This is a genomic window from Flavonifractor sp. An112 (assembly GCF_904377885.1).
GTDB classification, from domain to species: Bacteria; Bacillota; Clostridia; order Oscillospirales; family Oscillospiraceae; genus Flavonifractor; species Flavonifractor avicola.
Genome location: NZ_CAJFGT010000053.1, coordinates 1 through 18,288 on the forward strand (window position 1 = coordinate 1; position 18,288 = coordinate 18,288).

18 protein-coding genes are annotated in these 18,288 nt (G+C 58.5%); 3 read left to right on the forward strand and 15 right to left on the reverse strand.

What is annotated here, in order from left to right; all coding sequences use genetic code 11:
* The 15 genes from IHN22_RS08935 to udp form a co-directional block, all read right to left on the reverse strand.
* On the reverse strand, positions 1-771 hold a 771-nt coding region (locus IHN22_RS08935; protein ID WP_191434853.1), incomplete at its 3' end, for an FAD-dependent oxidoreductase.
* Between the two features lie 15 nt (positions 772-786).
* A complete protein-coding gene (locus IHN22_RS08940) occupies positions 787-1,644 on the reverse strand; it encodes a sulfide/dihydroorotate dehydrogenase-like FAD/NAD-binding protein (protein ID WP_191434855.1) in 858 nt (285 codons plus the stop codon).
* 189 nt (positions 1,645-1,833) lie between these two features.
* Complete coding sequence (locus tag IHN22_RS08945; RefSeq protein WP_191434857.1) at positions 1,834-2,754, reverse strand: sensor histidine kinase; 921 nt, start codon at positions 2,752-2,754, stop codon at positions 1,834-1,836.
* 69 nt (positions 2,755-2,823) lie between these two features.
* Positions 2,824-3,570 (reverse strand): hypothetical protein, encoded by a 747-nt coding sequence (locus IHN22_RS08950; RefSeq protein ID WP_191434858.1) that lies wholly within the window; start codon positions 3,568-3,570, stop codon positions 2,824-2,826.
* A gap of 24 nt (positions 3,571-3,594) precedes the next feature.
* A complete protein-coding gene (locus IHN22_RS08955; RefSeq protein ID WP_087188954.1) occupies positions 3,595-4,350 on the reverse strand; it encodes an ABC transporter permease in 756 nt (251 codons plus the stop codon).
* Positions 4,343-5,263, reverse strand: coding sequence for an ABC transporter ATP-binding protein (locus IHN22_RS08960; RefSeq protein WP_087326555.1), 921 nt, complete (start codon positions 5,261-5,263; stop codon positions 4,343-4,345). Before IHN22_RS08960 ends, IHN22_RS08955 begins: the two co-directional genes overlap by 8 nt.
* Positions 5,264-5,363: 100 nt before the next feature.
* Positions 5,364-6,053 carry a response regulator transcription factor gene (locus tag IHN22_RS08965; protein ID WP_087266651.1) on the reverse strand — a complete coding sequence of 230 codons (690 nt, stop codon included), beginning with the start codon at positions 6,051-6,053 and terminating at the stop codon, positions 5,364-5,366.
* Between the two features lie 24 nt (positions 6,054-6,077).
* A complete protein-coding gene (locus tag IHN22_RS08970) occupies positions 6,078-7,802 on the reverse strand; it encodes an Rqc2 family fibronectin-binding protein (RefSeq protein WP_191434860.1) in 1,725 nt (574 codons plus the stop codon).
* Positions 7,793-8,206 (reverse strand): Mini-ribonuclease 3, encoded by a 414-nt coding sequence (locus tag IHN22_RS08975; protein WP_191434862.1) that lies wholly within the window; start codon positions 8,204-8,206, stop codon positions 7,793-7,795. Before IHN22_RS08975 ends, IHN22_RS08970 begins: the two co-directional genes overlap by 10 nt.
* 61 nt (positions 8,207-8,267) lie before the next feature.
* On the reverse strand, positions 8,268-8,810 hold the full coding sequence (locus IHN22_RS08980) for a hypothetical protein (protein ID WP_191434864.1): 543 nt from the start codon (positions 8,808-8,810) through the stop codon (positions 8,268-8,270).
* A 105-nt stretch (positions 8,811-8,915) separates the two neighbouring features.
* Positions 8,916-9,062: a hypothetical protein gene (locus IHN22_RS08985; protein WP_158094694.1), complete on the reverse strand. Its 147-nt coding sequence runs from the start codon at positions 9,060-9,062 to the stop codon at positions 8,916-8,918.
* Positions 9,063-9,237: 175 nt separating this feature from the next.
* A complete protein-coding gene (locus tag IHN22_RS08990) occupies positions 9,238-11,127 on the reverse strand; it encodes an ABC transporter ATP-binding protein (RefSeq protein ID WP_300986157.1) in 1,890 nt (629 codons plus the stop codon).
* Entirely contained in the window at positions 11,117-12,859 is a 1,743-nt protein-coding gene (locus IHN22_RS08995; protein ID WP_191434867.1) for an ABC transporter ATP-binding protein, read from the reverse strand. The genes IHN22_RS08990 and IHN22_RS08995 overlap by 11 nt, the downstream gene beginning before the upstream one ends.
* Before the next feature lie 78 nt (positions 12,860-12,937).
* A complete protein-coding gene (locus IHN22_RS09000; protein WP_242955454.1) occupies positions 12,938-13,372 on the reverse strand; it encodes a MarR family winged helix-turn-helix transcriptional regulator in 435 nt (144 codons plus the stop codon).
* Between the two features lie 224 nt (positions 13,373-13,596).
* Entirely contained in the window at positions 13,597-14,367 is a 771-nt protein-coding gene (gene udp / locus IHN22_RS09005; RefSeq protein WP_087266660.1) for a uridine phosphorylase, read from the reverse strand.
* Positions 14,368-14,615: 248 nt separating this feature from the next.
* Between udp and IHN22_RS09010 the strand changes: the two genes are divergently transcribed.
* The 3 genes from IHN22_RS09010 to IHN22_RS09020 all read left to right on the forward strand — a co-directional run.
* Complete coding sequence (locus IHN22_RS09010; protein ID WP_087326574.1) at positions 14,616-15,305, forward strand: hypothetical protein; 690 nt, start codon at positions 14,616-14,618, stop codon at positions 15,303-15,305.
* 230 nt (positions 15,306-15,535) lie between these two features.
* The gene (trkA, locus tag IHN22_RS09015; RefSeq protein ID WP_191434869.1) at positions 15,536-16,927 is read left to right on the forward strand and encodes a Trk system potassium transporter TrkA; all 1,392 of its coding nucleotides are present in this window, start codon (positions 15,536-15,538) and stop codon (positions 16,925-16,927) included.
* Positions 16,924-18,288, forward strand: a 1,365-nt coding sequence (locus tag IHN22_RS09020) for a TrkH family potassium uptake protein (protein ID WP_191434871.1), incomplete at its 3' end; no start/stop codon positions are given. The genes trkA and IHN22_RS09020, both read left to right, overlap by 4 nt.

An 18,288-nucleotide genomic window follows, 5' to 3' on the forward strand; every position in this document is an offset into this window, starting at 1 on the left:
CTCGTTGGCGGAGTACACGCCCGCCAGGGTCTCGCCCTCGATGCCCATGAACATGGGCAGGCCGGCGCCGGAGCCGATGAACACGGCCTCGTAGCCCTCCTCAAACATCTCGTCGATGTCGAAGGTCTTGCCGATGACCATGTCGGTCTCCAGATCCACGCCCAGGGCGGACAGCTTGTCCACCTCATTCTGTACGATGGCCTTGGGCAGACGGAACTCGGGGATGCCGTACACCAGCACGCCGCCGGCGGTATGGAAGGCCTCGAACATGGTGACCTGATAGCCCAGCTTGGCCAGATCGCTGGCGCAGGTCAGGCTGGCAGGGCCGGAACCCACCACCGCCACCTTGATGCCGTTGCTCTGGGGCTTCTCAGGCATGGCGTTGATGTTCTCCCGGTACCAGTCGGCCACAAAACGCTCCAGGCGGCCAATGGCCACAGGCTCACCCTTGATAGCACGGACGCAGCGGGCCTCACACTGGCTCTCCTGGGGACACACACGGCCGCTGACGCTGGGCAGGGCGTTGGTGTCGGAGATGATCTCATAGGCGGCCTTGAAGTCACCCTCGGCCACCTTGGCGATGAACTCAGGGATGCGAATATTCACCGGGCAGCCGCCCACGCAGGGCTTGTGCTTGCAGTTGAGGCAGCGGCCGGCCTCCTCCATGGCCATCTCGGCAGTGTAGCCCAGAGAGACCTCCTGGAAGTTATGGTTGCGTACATTGGGGTCCTGCTCCGGCATGGGGACCTTCTTCAAACTCATATTAGGCATTGTATCAGTCTCTCCTTACTGGATCATTTCCTTGGCAAGCTGGTCCATACGGCAGGCGTGGCGCGCCTTCTCCTCCGCCTCCTGAGCACGGTAAACCGCATTGCGGTTCATCAGCTCGTCAAAATCCACCTCGTGGCCGTCAAAGTCGGGGCCGTCCACACAGGCAAACTTCATCTTGCCGCCCACGGTGACACGGCAGCCGCCGCACATACCGGTGCCGTCGATCATGATGGGGTTCAGGGAGACGATGGTCTTGATGCCGTAGGGCTCGGTGGTCTTGGACACAAACTTCATCATGGGGATGGGGCCGATGGCGATGACAGCATCATAGTGGATGCCGGAGTCAATGAGCTCCTTCAGCTTGACGGTAACGAAGCCCTGCTCGCCATAGGAGCCGTCGTCGGTCATAATGTAGCAGTGGTCGCTGACAGACTTGAACTCGTCCTCCAGAATGACAATATCCTTGGAGCGGAAGCCGGCGATCACGTCCACCTCCAGGCCCTCGGCATGGCAGGTCTTGGCCTGGGGATAGGCAATGGCGCAGCCCACGCCGCCGCCCACCACGCAGACGCGCTTGGCGCCCTCAGGCAGCTCGGTGGGCAGACCCAGAGGACCCACAAAATCCTGGATGTGGTCACCCTCGTTCAGGTCGGCCAGCAGCTCGGTGGTCAGGCCCACCTTCTGGAAGATGATGGTGATGTTGCCCTTCTCACGGTCATAGTCGGCGATGGTCAGGGGGATGCGCTCACCCTGCTCATCCAGCCGCAGAATGATAAACTGTCCCGCCCGCGCCTTCTTGGCGATCAGGGGGGCTTCAACCTCCAGCAAGGTAACGCTAGGGTTCAGCACCTTCTTGCGTACGATCTTTACCATAGTATTCAACCTCTTCTTCTCAATAACAATCTGCGGCACGGTTTCCCGTCACGGCCGCTTCCGCCATTTTTATGACTGCCCAGTTTAGAAAACCTTACAGCCCCAATGGTTTGCGGCCTTCCAGTCATACGGATAAACGATATCAGTTTTCCCTTACTTTGTCAAGCGGCAATCACCGCCTTTGGCACATCATCCAAAGCTTCGCCCCTGCCAAAGGGGCCACTGTACCCGAATGGCAAACATACCGTTTTCAAGTTCAGCGGTCAGTTGGCAGCCCATCTGCTCCGCCAGAGTTTTGACAATGGCCAGGCCCAGACCGGTGTTGCGGCCGGTGCGCATTTTATCGGAAGTAAAGAAGCGATCGAAGATATGGGGCAGGTCCTCCGCCGTCAGCTCATCGGTCTCGTTGGCAAAGAGGCTCACCACCTTGTCCCCCTCCTGCCAGAGCCGGACGGTCATCTTCCCCCGTCCGTGGTCCAGGGCGTTGCGGATCAGATTGGTAAATACCCGCAGTACGCCGCCGTTGTCTGCCTGCACCGGCGGCAGATGCTCAGACAACTCCACCGTCATATCAAAGTGCCGGTCAGTAAAGTCGTTGTAGAAGGCGGCCAGCAAACCGGACAGGCTGGTATAGAGATTCACCGGTTCCTGCTCCAGAGGAAACTCTCCCCCTTCCAGCCGGGACAGGTCATAAAAGCCGGTGATGAGACTCTGCAATGCCTTGGCCCGGCTCTCCACCACCGCAAGGTACTCCCTCCGCTCTCCCTCCGGCAGCGAAGGGTCCTCCAGCAGCTGAAGATAGCCCAGGATGGAGGTCAGAGGGGTACGCAGGTCGTGGGACACGTTGGCAATCTGCTGGCGAAGGGAGCGCTCACGCTCCAGCCAGCGGGACTGGTCCTCCCGCCGCAGCTCCAGCAGGTGGTTGACCCCCTCCAACAGTTCCTCCGCCGCCCGGTTGGGTACCGCCATCCGCAGCCGTGCGGTGCTGTCTCCCTGGGTCAGCTCCCGCAGTTGCTCCGCCGCCTCTTTTAACGCCCGGTACTGTGTCCAAACCCACAGGCCCAGTCCGGCGCATACTGCGGTCAGCAGGATACAAAGGATGATTGTCATGGTCCCATCTCCTCTCCAGCCCAAGCGGGCGTGCCGCAGGAAGCGGCACGCCCGTGGAAAAGTTTCTTTTTACTTGATCTCCCGCCGCCGGAACCAGAGCAGGCCCAGCGCTGTGGTGAATACCAGCCAGCCTATCCCCACAGCCCAGCACCAGAACTGGTACTCCCAGGTAAGCCAGCCGGACAGAAAATCAGGCATCAGCAGGGATGCTGGCATTAAAATCGCCTGAATCAAACTGCCGACCCGCCCCTCGGTACCCATGGCCGCCAGGGCCACCAGCACAGGCTGTCCAAAGAAGCTGAGGATATAATAGAACGCCATCCATGCCGCCGTGCTGGGGATGAGCAGGGCCATCATGTGGCACAAGCTATATATCCCGCACCAGACGGGAAGGGCCCCCAGCAAAGAGAAGCCTACCACCGCCAAAGCAACCAAATCGGCCTCCCGGGAGTAGTGAGGCAGGGCCAGCCAGCCCACCAGCAGGTAGCTTCCCAACAGCAGCAGGCACAGCACCAGCCCCAGCATCAATCCGGCCAACAGCTTGCCCCAGTAGATCCGTCCCCGGCTCAGCCCGAAGGACACCTCATTTTTTAAGCTCCCCAGGGCCTTGCCGTCCACGATCTGGGTAAGCAGCGGGGCAACCAGCATCCCCAGCAGCATGGTAGTGGAGGCAGCGGAGGCCATTTGGGAAAAGTCGTCAGCCTCCAGCATCATAAAGGTGAACAGAGCGGTACACAGTCCCAGGAAAAGGGCCAGACCGTAAATTCCCTTGTGCCGGAAGGCCTTCCACAGCTCCGCCTTAATGTAGTTGAGCATATGTCTCCCTCCCGGCTCTGTCTGTCAGCGGATCTCTTTTTTCCGGAATGCCAGCAGGCCTACCAAAATGGACCCCGCCAGCACCACCAGGCCTACCACCCAGCACCGGCCCACATAGTCCCACTGGAAGGCATAGAGATGCAGCTGCTCCAGCATAACGGCGGGCATAAATTGCCGGATCATTTCAAAGGTCGGATGGATGAGCAGACCGCACAGTTGGAGGATGGAGGGCACCACACCCAGCAGGGCCACCGCCACAAAGGCGGCCAAGGTGGTGTTGCGCACCAGGAAATAACAGGCCAGTACCACGCCCTGGGCTCCCAGCCACAGGGGAAGCGCACCGGCGAGGGTGTAGCCCACCAGTGCCAGACCGGTCTGGTCCAGTTCATTGTGGGGCAGCAGCACCCAGCAGCCTGCCATATAGAGGGCCACCATCACCACCGCCGCCAGCAGTGCCACCAGGGTAGCCACCGCCAGCTTGCCCAGGTAGATCCGCACCCGGGACACGCCGTAGGACACCTCATTTTTCAGAGTGTTGTGCTTATACTGCTCAGAAAAGACCATGTCGCCGGTGAGGATGGTGGCATACAGTCCGATACTCAGCATCATGGGGATCATGATGACGGCGGAGTAAAAGTCCATTTGCGTGTTGCCGTTGGACCAGGTGAACCAGAACCCCCACAGCATCAGCCCCTCCAGGGCCAGCACCACCAGCAGGGTCAGGTAGAGATACTTTCTCCGGAATACTTTATAGCATTCAGCGGCCAGATAGTTACGCATGACGGACACCTCCGATCATGGACAGGAAGTAGTCCTCCAGGTTGGCCCCCCGGCTCTCCAGGGAGCGCAGGGCTACGCCGCCCTCCACCAGCACCTTTGCCACTGTCTGTGGCTGGTCCAGGAAGCTGTACAGCCGCAGGATACCGCCGGAGAGCACCTCGTAGTCCCGGGTGCCCAGCTTCTGCTCCAGCACCAGGGAGGCGGCGGAGGGGTCCTCCACCCCCACCTCGATGCAAGCCCGGCACTTCTCCTCCAGATCCCGGGCGGTGATCTGCTCCAGCATGACCCCGTTGTCGATGAAGCCGTAGCAGGTGGCCAGGTTGGCCAGCTCCGGCAGGATGTGGCTGGAGATGAGGATGGTGGTCTGCCGCTCCCGATTGAGCTTGAGCAGCAGGTTACGGAACTCCACAATGCCCTCCGGGTCCAGACCGTTGATGGGCTCGTCCAGCAGCAGGAAGTCGGGCCGGTTCATCAGCGCCAGGGCCAGGCCCAGCCGCTGCTTCATGCCCAGGGAAAAGTTCTTAAAGATCTTTTTTCCGGTGTTGGCCAGGTCAGTCTCTTCCAGCACCTGGTCCACCGTTCCCTTGCCGGGGATGCCCCGCTGGATGCGATAGTATTCCAGGTTCTGCCGGGCGGTGAGGTAGGGGTAGAAGCTGGGGGTCTCCACCATGACCCCGGTGCGGGCACGCACCTTCATGAGGTCCTTACCCGTGGCCCCGAAGAGGGAGATCTCCCCCGCCGTAGGCACGGTCTGACCGGTCACCATGCGGATGATGGTGGTCTTTCCGGCGCCATTGCGGCCCACCAGGCCATAGATCTGGCCCTTCTCCACCGTCAGCTCCGCCCGGTCCACCGCAGTGTGGGCCCCGTACCGCTTGGTCAGGCCCTTTGTGTGTAATACGGTATCTGTCATAGGGCATCAGCCTTTCTCTTGGTTTGTGATGCCAGTATACAGGCAAGTCAATAACCGGGCTTTAAGCAAAGGTGAAGAATGTTTAAAGTTGGGTGTGATCTTATAAATCGTTCAGTTTGAAGCCGATGCCCCACACCGTTTTGATGTACTCCGTGGGGCTGGCCTTGGCCAGCTTGGACCGCAGATTGGAGATGTGGACGTTTACCGTATTGTCGTCCCCCATATACTCCCCGCCCCACACCTGCTGGTAGAGCTCCTCACGGGTGAACACCTTCTTGGGATGCTCCATCAGCAGAGCCAGAATCCGGAATTCCCGGGCGGTGATGGTCACCGGCTTGCCGCCGGCGGTGACGGTCACCCCCTCCTTGTCCAGTACCAGGTCCCCGTGGGTAAGCACAGCCCCGCCGCTCCCCCGGTCAAACTGTTTGTACCGGCGCAGCTGGGCCTCCACCCGGGCCAGCACCTCGGCGTTGTCGAAGGGCTTGGGGATGAAGTCATCTGCCCCCAGCCGCAGCACGTTCACCCGGTCCTCCAGCCCCGCCTTGGCGGAGAGAACGATGATGGGCATGGTTTTACGCCGGCGGAGCTGGGCAATGAACTCCTCCCCGGTCATGCCGGGGAGCATCAGGTCCAGCAGCACCAGATCATAGTCATACTGCTCCGCCCACAAAGCGGCTTCACTTCCGGAATAGGCAGGCCGGCAGTCGTAGCCCGCCCCGGTCAGGATCTTGCACAGCAGGTTATTGATGTCCTGGTCGTCTTCCACCACCAGGATGTGGCAGGTCTCCATATATGATCTCCTCCTGGTCCCCGGTTATTTCACCCGCAGGCGCTTGGCCAGCTCGTGGTCCGGGTCCACCACGGCGGTCTGATAGGTGGTATACACCACCATACCCGGCCGGGCCCCGGCGGGCTTTTTCACATACTTCACCGGCGTATAGTCTACCGGCACCCGGGTGCTGTCCCCCGCCTGAGAGAAGGTAGCCGCCAGAATGGCCGCCTCGGTGAGGCTCTGGGCGTCGGCCTCCCCTCCTTCCAGCCACAGGATCACGTGGGAACCGTGGATCTTCTGGGTGTGGAGCCAGATGTCGCTCTTATAAGCCGTCTTGGTGGTAAGCTGGTCGTTCTGGCTGTTATTCTTGCCCACGGTGATCCGCAGCCCGGTGGTGGAGCGGAACTCCATGGGCTTGCCCGCCACCCGCTTCTCCCGTTTGGCGGCAGTCTTGGCCCGGCGGAGATAGCCGGTGTCAGTGAGCTCCTGGCGGATCTCCCCCAGGTCCCGCTCCCCCTCCGCCAGGCGGATGTTTTCCAGCACGCTGTTCAGGTATTCCAGTTCTTTCTCGCCCTTCTCGATCTGGATGGTGAGCATCTCCTCCGCCTTTTTGGCCTTGTTGTAATCCTTATAATATTTGGCGGCGTTCTGCTGAGGGGTGAGCAGAGGGTCCAGCTTAATGTCGATCTCGCCATAGTCCGGGTCATAGAAGTTCTGGGCGTGGAGTACCGCCATCCCCTTCTCCATCCGGTGGAGATTGGAGGTGATGATGTCTCCCTGTTCCCGCAGCTTCTCCCGGTCAAAGGTGGCAGTCAGCTCCTTCTCCTGGTTGGCCAGCTTGCGGGCGGTACGGTCTCGGGCGTTGGTCACCGCCTTCACCAGATCCTGGCCCCGCTGCTTGACCCGCTCCGCCGCCTCCCGGCGCTCATAGAAGCCGTCCAGCAGAGCGGAAAAGCTGTCCTGGCGGATGCTCTCAGTCTCCGGCCCGTACTGGAGGATGGGCAGGAAGGAAAAATCCACCGGTTTGCCTTCCCGCACCAGCAGACAAGCTGTAAAGCTATTTTGCTGTACAATATTTTGCAGCTTGAGCAGCTCCTGAACCAGGCCCTCCTCCCCTCCGGCCCGGAACACGATTTCCCGGGCAATCAGGGGGGAAAGACCGGTAAAGGTATCCATCAGCAGCTTTTCCGGCTCTTTTCCCATGGGATTATCCAGGGCCGCCCTCAGCCCGTCCTCATCCAGTGTAAAGGGATTCAGCTTGGCAGGCGGAGCAGGGAGCCGATAGAACAGGCCGGGCAGCACCTGGCGCTGTCCTCTGGACAGGTCGCCGTCAATGCGGCGGATACAGTCAATGATGCGCCCCTCCCCGTCCAACAGGATCAGGTTGGCGGAGCGGCCCATGGCCTCCAGCACCAGACGGCGCTCCACCCGGTCCCCCAGTTCGTCAATAGTCTCCAGCTTGAAGTCCAGGATACGCTCCAGGGGGGGCTGGTTCAGCCCCAGAATGCGACCGCCCAGCAGATGCTTGCGCAGCAGCATACAGAACATAGGGGGCTTGTCCGGATTCTCCCGGTTCAGGGTGGTGAGGTGGGCCCTGGGGTGGCCGGGATTGGCAGAGAGCAGCAGCTTCAGATTCTCGCCCTGCCCCCGGAGGAAGAGCACGATCTCATCCCTGGTAGGCTGATAAATCTTGTCAATCTTCCCCCCTACCACGGCCCGGCGAAGCTCCTCCGCCACGGCGGTCAGGCACAGTGCGTCTAACGGCATTCCTCTTCCTCCATCATTACGGCAAACAGTTCATTGAGCCGGTCGGTGCGACCCTGAAGCCACAGCCATCCGAACAGAGCCTCCAGGCCGGTAGCAGCCTGGTAGTCCGCCCGACTGGCATTCTGGGGCACACTGTGAGGGCTGGTATTGCGGCCCCGGCGGAACACGTCCTGCTCCGTCTCCTCCAGCAGGGGGAGGATCTTCTCCACTGCTCTGGCCTGGGCGGGAGCCGCCACATAGCGAACAGTGGCCCGATGGAGGCCCTTGGAGGTGGCCTTGCCGTGGAGACACAGCCAGGAGCGCACCATCAGCTCAAACACACCATCCCCCAGATGGGCCAGCCCCAAGCTGCTGATCCCCTGGATCAGTTCCGGCCCGGCATTGAGATGAAAATAATCGATCATAGTTCATTCCTCATTTGTAAATAGGATCTCATTCTGTCAGTATAGCGCAAACAAAGAGAAATTACAACAGATCGTCCAGCCGGGGGCAGCCGCCGGGCCGGAAGGGAAAACAGAGATAGTCCCGCCCCTCCAGCGTTTCCAGCCGTGCAAAGCAAAACAGCGGCGTCAACGGAAAAGGCCGGTCTTTCCGATACAGATAGGCCAGAAGAAAGCCACGCTCGTCCCGACAGATCAGAGCCGGACCTTTGGCGGCAGCGGCCAGTAGCGGCTCCCCCATCAGCCGGCCGGGATTGTCTTCCCGCTGCCACCCTGCCGGAAGCTTCTCTGCTCCATCAAAAGAGAATGACAGTACGGCCTGACCGCCCTCCGGCGGCCAGACACCCTGCCGCTCCAGCTCGCTGATCGTCAAGGTACGCTCCAACCGCAGGACGCCGCCCTGGGGCACAAAGGTGCCCAGCAGGGCTTTTCCTCCCCCTCCGGTAAGCCAGCACTTGTACAGTCCTTTGCCGTCGTTAGGCAACTGTGCGGCACACACCGCACGGTTCTGCTCCTCCCGCACCGTGAGCCAGCCCCGGCCCTCCCACAGTGAAAACCGCCGCTCCATACCCCGTCCCCCCTTTCTGCCATTCTATGCGCTCCGGGGACCAGACAGACGAACTGGGGGGATGCCAGACAAGGCATCCCCCCGGTTTTTTCTATGGGTATGGACTCAGCAGCAGCTGTTTCCGCAGCCGCAGTTGTTGCCGCAGCTATTACCACCGCCGCAGCAGCAGCACAGCAGGATGATGATCAGAATGATCCACAGGCAGCTACCGCCGCCAAAGCCACAGCCACAACCATTATTGCACCCCATCATAGAAGTACCTCCCGGTTTAAATGTTAGAAACCTGGAGCTGGCGGCGGAGCTTCCCGCTGTCCGGCCCGGTCTCATTCCATACTATGCCGCACTCCGGAGGTGGTGCGTATCGAATGAAAAAATAGCAGGCCGCCCCGGTATGACCGGGGCGGCCTGCTGCAAAGAGAGGGTTTGCTTACTCCAGCTCAAACGCGCCGGTGTACAGCTGATAGTAGAGGCCCTGCTGAGCGATCAGGTCCTCGTGGTCGCCTCGCTCCACAATACGGCCGTGATCCAGCACCATAATGGCGTCGGAGTTGCGTACGGTGGACAGGCGGTGGGCAATGACAAAGACGGTGCGCCCACACATGAGGGAGTCCATACCCTGCTGGACAATGGCCTCAGTACGGGTATCGATGGAAGAGGTTGCCTCGTCCAGGATCATCACCGGGGGATCGGCCACGGCGGCCCGGGCAATGGCAATGAGCTGCCGCTGGCCCTGGGACAGGTTGGCACCGTTGCCGGTCAGCATTGTATCGTATCCCTGAGGCAGCCGCCGGATGAAGTCATCGGCATTGGCCAGCACAGCGGCAGCCTCCACCTCTTCATCGGTGGCGTTCAGGTTGCCGTAGCGGATGTTCTCCCGGACGGTACCGGTAAACAGGTTGGTATCCTGAAGCACGATGCCCAGAGAGCGGCGCAGATCGGGCTTCTTGATGTCGTTGATGGAGATACCGTCGTAGTGGATCTTGCCGTCGGCAATGTCATAGAAGCGGTTGATCAGGTTGGTGATGGTGGTCTTGCCTGCGCCGGTGGCGCCCACGAAGGCCAGCTTCTGACCAGGCTTGGCAAAGAGGCTGATGTCGTGGAGGATGGTCTTACCCTCCTCATAAGCAAAGTCCACATGGTCAAAGCGCACATCACCGGCCAGCTTCACATACTGGAAGGAACCGTCCTCCTGAGGTACCTTCCAGGCCCACAGGTTGGTATGCTCGTCGGTCTCATGGAGGGTACCATCTTTGTCGAAGGCCACATTCACCAGAGTCACGGTGCCGTGGTCCTCCTCGGCAGGCTCATCCATCAGATCAAAGATACGCTGGGCGCCGGCCAGAGCCATAACCACCGAGTTGAGCTGCTGGGAGATCTGGCTGATGGGGTTGGACAAGCTCTTGGACAGCTGGAGGAAGGTAGCGATGACGCCCAGGGTGATGCCGGGGCCAATGCCGCTGAGGGCCAGAGCACCGCCGGCCATGGCGATGATGACATACTGGGCATTGCCAATATTAATCAGGATGGGCATGAGGATGTTGGCGTACTTATTGGCCTTGTCGGCGCTCTCGAAGAGGGCGTCGTTTACCTTATCAAAGCCCTCCTGGGCCTCCTCCTCATGGCAGAAAACCTTGACTACCTTCTGGCCGTTGATCATCTCTTCAATATAGCCGTTCAGATCGCCCAGCTTCACCTGCTGGCGAATGAAGTAGCGACCGCTGCGGCCGGCCAGGAACCGGGTCACCAGCAGCATACCGATGATGCAAAGAATTACCACGCCGGTAAGCAGCAGATTGGTGAAGATCATGCCCACAAAGGCCACCACAATCATCATCAGAGAGTTGATGACCTGGGGGATACTCTGGGAAAACATCTGACGGAGGGTATCCACGTCGTTGGTGTATACACTCATCACGTCGCCGTGAGCGTGGGTATCAAAATACTTGATGGGCAGGGACTGCATATGGCTGAACAGATCATCCCGGATCTTTTTCTGTACGCCCTGAGAGATGGTAACCATCAGACGGTTGTAGGCAAGGGCACACAGGGCACCGGCAAGATAGAGGCAGCCCATGAGAATAAGGGCATGGAGCAGGCCGTCAAACACCGGGTTATCCATGGCCAGCAGATCGGTGATATACACGTCGATGAGGGAGCCCAAAAATAGTGAGCCGGACACCGAGGCGATGGCGCTGATCAGGATGCATACCAACACCAGCAGGAACCGGAACCCGTATCCCCGCTTGACGTACTGCATCAGGCGGCGTATCGTGCGGGAGCGGTTCACAGGAGGCTTCTGTCTCATATCAGGTTTCATCTTCGCCGCCTCCTTTGGTCTGGGATTCATAAATCTCGCGGTAAATTTCGCAGGTCTTGAGCAGTTCCTCATGGGTACCCATGGCGGAGATCTTGCCGCCGTCCATCACCAGGATTTTGTCGGCGTCCTCAATGGAGGAGATACGCTGGGCAATGATGAACTTGGTGGTGTCGGGGATCTCCTCCCGGAACGCCTTGCGGATCAGGGCGTCGGTCTTGGTGTCCACCGCAGAGGTGGAGTCATCCAGAATGAGGATCTTAGGCTTCTTCAGCAGAGCCCGGGCAATACACAGGCGCTGCTTCTGGCCGCCGGACACGTTGGAACCGCCCTGTTCGATGTGAGTATCGTACTTGTCGGGGAATTCCTGGATGAAGGGATCGGCCTGGGCCAGCTTGCACACCCGGACCATCTCTTCGTCAGTGGCCTCCTTGTTGCCCCAGCGCAGATTCTCCTTAATAGTACCGGAGAAAAGCACGTTCTTCTGGAGCACCATGGCCACCTGCTCACGCAGAGCCTCCATATCGTAGTCCCGCACATCCACGCCGCCTACCAGCACGCGGCCCTCAGTGGCATCGTACAGACGGGGGATCAGCTGGACCAGGGTGGTCTTGGAGGTACCGGTACCACCCAGAATGCCCACGGTCTCGCCGGACTTGATGGTGAGATTCACGTCCTTCAGACACTCCTTGGTGGGGTCCTTGGCGTAGCTGAAGCTGACGTTCTCAAAGACCACGGAACCGTCCTTCACCTCATGGATGGGATCGGGGCCGTTCTTCAGGTCGCTCTCCTCGTTGAGCAGTTCCACGATTCGCTCGGCAGAAGCCCGGGCCAGAATGATCATCATCAGCACCATGGACAGCATCATCAGGCTCATGAGGATCATCATGATGTAGCTGAACATACTGGTCAGCTGTCCGGTGGTCAGCTCGCCGCCCACCACCAGGTTGGCGCCAATCCAGGACACAGTGAGCATACAGGCGTAGACACAGATCTGCATCAGCGGCATATTGAATGCCACGATCTTTTCCGCCTTGGAGAAGTCCATATAGATCTCGTTGGACACCTTGCCAAACTTCTCCTTCTCATGATCCTCCCGCACAAAGGACTTCACAACACGGATGCCCAGCAGGTTCTCCTCCACCACGTTGTTCAGCCAGTCATACTTCTTGAACACACGCTCGAAGACAGGGTGGGCCGATTTCATAACGAGCAGAATACCCGCTGCCAGAATAGGAATGACCACCAAGAAGATCAGCGCCAGCTTGGGATTGAGGGTAAAGGTAAGGAACCAGGCGCAGATCAGCATGATGGGGCAGCGCACCGCAATACGGATAATCATCATAAAGGCCATCTGCACGTTGGTCACATCAGTGGTCAAACGGGTAATGATACCGCCGGTAGAAAACTTATCAATGTTGGAAAAGGAAAACTTCTGTACGTTCTGGTACATCTCTCGGCGCAGATTGCGGGAGAAGCCGGTGGATGCCCGGGCCGCAAACCGGCCGGACAGGCCGCCCAGCAGCAGTGCCATCAGCGCCATGGCCACAACCAGCAGGCCATACTGAATGATCCGGCTCATATTGCCCGCTCTGACGCCTTCATCCAGCAGCTTGCCGGTCATCATGGGAATCAGTACATCGAAGGCCACCTCTCCGATCACGAAGATGGGTGTAAGGATGGTAGCCGTCTTGAATTCCCCAATGCAGCTGATTAAGCCGCGTTTCTTCTTCATAGGGTTCCCTCCTTAGGATTTGCGCGTAAACCACAGTCTACGCAGGAATGACGCACTGTAAGCCGCCACACGGACGGCTTACATCAGATTCTGCTTCAGTTTTTCCACCGTGCTGAGAAATTGCTCCACCTCCGCCTGACTCAGCCCCTGGGTCAACAGGTCTTCCACACTGTTGATCCGATCGATGATCTCCTGATGGAGCGCATCCGCCTTGGCAGTGGTGGTCACCCGCTTGAGCCGGGCGTCCCGTTCCACTGACTGCCGCACGATAAAGCCTTGAGCCTCCAGCCGCTTGAGCAGCCGGGATGCCGTAGACCGCCGGATATAGAAGGCTTCCTCAATATCCTTTTGGCAGATCTCCTGGTCCCGATTATGACACAAAAAACCCAGCAGCTTCACCTGCATCTCGGTAAAATCGTCTCCTTCCGGTGTGCAGGTCATCTCCAAAACCTTTCGCCGCAGCAGATTGGACAGGGCTTTGATCTCATAGCCCACATGGCGCTCCTGCCGCATCACGTCATCTCCTTTTTCTGTACTATGTTTAGTTTAGTTTGTCTGCTAACAGTTGTCAATGCACAACATTAACAAAACACATAAGTTGATCTCCCCGTAATTCTGTTACCGAATTTGCTGCGATATCCGGTATATTGTCAGACAAACATACCCGTTTTGGGAGCGCTGTACAGCAGCAAAAAAGGGCCCGCCGCATATTGCGGCAGGCCCTGATGCAGGCATTTTCAGTTTTTCTCCCTGTCGGCCTCGATCAACAGCTTAACCGCCTCGATACCAACCTCCAGAGCGGCGGACAGGTCGTGGCTCTCGGTCTGATCCAGGCCGGCGGCCTCCCGCTCCTGATTCCAGATTACATGGAAACAGGAGCCGCACCGCACGCCCAGAGCGGCGGCGCAGCAGAACAAAGCCGCCGACTCCATCTCAGAGGCAAGAACCCCAAGGCGCTTCCAGGCCTCCCACTTATAAAGCAGTTCCTGAGCCACCGGCATCCGGGCCGGACTGTGCTGTCCATAGAAAGAGTCCTTGCACTGGACCACGCCGGCGTGCCACGGCTTCCCCAGGTTCTTGGCCGCCTGGACCAGAGCAGTCTGGACTTCATAATCGGACACAGCGGGGAATTCAATGGGCGCGTACTCCCGGCTGGTACCCTCGTGGCGCACCGCGCCGGTAGCAATCACCACATCGTCGCTTTTGACCGGCAGAGCAATACCGCCGCAGGTACCCACACGAATAAAGGTATCCGCCCCGATGTTATGTAGCTCCTCCATGGCAATCACAGCGGAGGGACCCCCGATGCCGGTGGAGCATACGCTCACCTTTTCGCCCAACAGCGTGCCGGTATAAATGGTATATTCCCGATTACTGCCGATCTTCACCGGATTATCAAAATAAGCGGCTATCTTCTCGCAGCGGCCCGGATCACCAGGCAGAAAGCAATAGCGGCCCACGTCGCCCTGCTTACATTTTATATGGAACTGCAATTCATGTTCATGCATCTCGGATACCTCCTCGGTGTCGCATACATCCCTTTCATCCCCGGATCAGACCGGGTATGGTCCACTGATGAGCGTACTGTATTATATCAGTTTCTGCTCCCCTTTGCAAGGTGCACAAATATCTCTCCTTTTTGTAACGTTTTGTTGTTGTATTTTTGTTTCATCCGTTTTAGAATAGTTCTGCTGAAGGACAGGCTGCATTTTTACCTGGTCCGGCAGACATCTCGATTTAAAAGGAGGCGGCGAATGTGAAGCGGGCAGCCCTAATGACCGTACTGGCTCTGCTGTGCGGACTGGTTCTGGGTTCTATGGTGGGACTGTCTCTCTCTTCCTCTAATAACTCCGCTGCTGTCTCTTCCTCCATTCCTACTGTCGCCTATAATCAGCATACCTACGCCTCCGCTGTTCCTACGGAGCCACCCCTGGATGTCAACGACAATACGCTGCTCCTGGAGCGTGCCAGTCAGGTATTGGAGGCACTCAAGCAGGAAGATTATTCCGCGCTCTCCCAGCTGGTCCATCCCAGGCGGGGGGTCACCCTGACGCCTTACTCCACCGTGGACCATTCCTGCGACAATGTACTCTCGCAAGATCAGGTGGCCGGTTTAGCGGAAGATAAACAGCTCTACACCTGGGGTCTGGCTGTGGGCTCCGGCTCCCCCATCCGCTGCACCTCCAAGGACTATTTTGCCCGCTATGTTTTTAACGCCGACTATACCGAAGCTCCCCAGATGGGGATTGATACCGTGCTAATCAGTGGAAACGCCCTGGAAAACGTGGCTGATGCCTATCCCAACGGTCGTTTTGTGGAATACCACTTCCCTGGTATCGATCCCGCGCTGGAGGGCTTTGACTGGTGCTCTCTCAAGCTGGTTTTTGAGATCTGGAACAACGACTGGTACCTGGTGGGCATCATCCACGGCGAATGGACCAGTTAATCATCCTGCCGCCGCCCAATCTGCCGGTCACAGACCGGCAGATTTTTTGTTCCGGGAAATCTTTCTTTTGCTTTCCCGAAGTTTGTCGGAATGATGAAAGAATACTTGCATCTACTGACAGATTGCGTTAAGATGGAGGCTACGATCATACATCATGAATGGACCGCTCTCGCCTGATTTATATAGAGCGTCTACAAAGGGACCCTGATCCCTGAAAGGATGGATATTGCTTGAAGATCATCATTGTGGGAGATGGAAAGGTCGGTTTTACACTGGCAGAGCATCTGTCTCAGGAGGAGCACAACGTCACGGTAATCGACACCAACGACGACGCCCTGCGCCACGCCTCGGAATCTCTGGACGTGATGTGCGTCAAGGGCAACGGCGCCTCCATCTCCGCCCTGAAGGAATCGGGTGTTGAGTCGGCAGACGTGCTCATTGCCGCCACCAGTCTGGACGAGATCAACATGGTCTGCTGCCTCACCGCAAAACAGCTGGGCGCCAAATTCACCATTGCCCGGGTGCGCAATGTGGAGTATGCCATGGAGCTGTCCCACATGAAGCGGGAACTGGGCATTGATCTGGCCATTAACCCGGAGAATGCCACTGCCGTGGAGATCTCCCGCCTGCTTCGTTTCCCCAGCGCGGCCAACATCGAAACCTTCTGCCGGGGGCGGGTGGAGTTAATCGGCTTCCGAGTACGGGAGGGCGACTTCCTGGCCGACCAGCCTCTGTCCGCCCAGACCAGCAAGATCCGGGAGCTGCCCATGCTCCTGTGCGCGGCGGAGCGGGAAGACGGCGAGGTCATCATTCCTGACGGCACCTTTATTCCCCGGGTAGGCGACCGGCTCTATCTGGTGGGTCAGCCCGCCGGCCTGACCGCCTTCTTCCGCCTGCTGGGACGGCACATTCCCAAACTGCATTCCGCCTTTATCATCGGCGGCGGACGCATCGCCCATTATCTGACCAGCATTCTGCTCAAGATGGGAATGCAGGTCAAGATCGTGGAGCGTAACCCGGAGCACTGCCGTCACCTCAGCGATGTGCTTCCCCAGGCCCTTATTATTCAGGGCGACGGCACCGACCAGGAGCTGCTGGAGGAGGAAAACGCCAGCGCTTCCGATGCCTTTATTGCCCTCACCGACCGGGACGAGGACAATATCATCATCTCCCTCTACGCCATGCAGCAGGGTATCAAAAAGGTGGTGGCCAAGTCCAACCGGCAGAACTACGCCAGCATCGCCCATGCCGCCGGTCTGGACAGTGTGATCTCCCCCAAGCTCATCACCGCCAGCCACATTCTTCAGGTGGTCCGCGGAATGCAGAATTCCAAAGGCAGCGTGATGAACGCCCTGTACAAGATCTGCGACGGACACGCGGAGGCCCTGGAGTTCATCGCCAATGAGACTACCCACAATCAGGGCGTGCCGCTGAAGGATCTGCGGCTGAAAAAGGGCATCCTCATTGCCGTGCTGGTCCACCAGGGTAAGATCATCATTCCTGACGGCTCCAGTTCCATTTCCGCGGGCGATACGGTGATTCTGATCTCCCGCAACCACGGCATCCTGGACCTCAATGATATCTATGAGGACTCTCTGCTGGATCTGGGGGCGGCGCAATGAACTTCAGACTGGTATTTAAAGTAGCCGGAAAGACCCTGATGGTGGAGGCTATCACCATGCTGCTGCCGCTGCTGGTGTGTCTGATCTATCAGGAGGACCCCACCCCCTTTCTCTTCACCATACCGCTGGTCATGGTAATCGGCTTCGCACTTTCCCTTCTGCCCAGTGACGACCACTTCTTTACCCGGGAAGGCTTTTTCGCGGTGGCGCTGATCTGGCTGCTGGTAGGCGCCTTCGGCGCGCTTCCCTTCTATTTCAGCGGCTATTTCTCCTCTTACATAGACTGCTTTTTTGAAGCTGTCTCCGGCTTTACCACCACCGGTGCATCCATTCTGACCGCAGTGGAGCCGCTGCCTCGCGGCATTCTGTTCTGGCGCTCCTTCATCCACTGGCTGGGCGGTATGGGCGTGCTCATTCTTACCATCGCACTGCTGCCCAGTCTGGGGTCCCGCACTCTCCACCTGATGAGGGCCGAAAGTCCCGGCCCTGTAGTCAGCAAGCTGGTTCCCAAGAGTAGCCAGTCCTCCAAAATCCTGTACGGGATCTACTGCGGTCTGACTGCCATTGAGATCATCATTCTGAAGATCGCCGGGATGCCCTGGTATGACAGCATCGTTCACTCCTTCGCCACAGCAGGCACCGGCGGTTTTTCCACCAGAAACATCTCCATTGCCGCCTACGGCAGTCCCGCCATTGAAATCATCATTACGATCTTTATGCTGCTGTTCTCCGTGAACTTCTCCCTCTACTTCTTGCTGCTCTGCGGAAAGGTGAAGCAGGTACTGAAAAGTGACGAGTTGCGCTTCTTCCTGATCGTAGTCTTTGCCAGTATCACGCTGATCTCCATCAATATCTGGAATCTTTACCCCACCGGCGGAGAATCCATCCGCCATGCCGCCTTCCAGGTCGGTTCCATCATCTCCACCACTGGCTTCGCCAGCACGGATTTCAACCTATGGCCAGAGTTCTCCAGAACCCTGCTGGTGCTGCTCATGTTTATCGGCGCCTGCGCCGGCTCCACCGGCGGCGCTATCAAGTGTTCCCGTGTCCTGCTGCTGGGCCGTTGCATCAAGCGGGAGATCCGCCAGGTTATCCATCCCCGGGCCGTCAACGTGGTCAAACTGGACGGTCGTGTAGTGGACGAGACCGCCCTTCGTTCCGTCCAGATCTTTTTTGCCGCCTATATCTTTATCACCCTGGGCGCCACACTCTTGGTCTCTGTGGACAACAACTCCTTCGGTACCACCTTTACTGCGGTGGTCTCCTGCATCGGCAACATCGGTCCCGGTCTGGATTTGGTAGGCCCCATGGGCAACTACGCTTTCTTCTCCGGCTTTTCCAAACTGGTGCTTTCCCTGTGC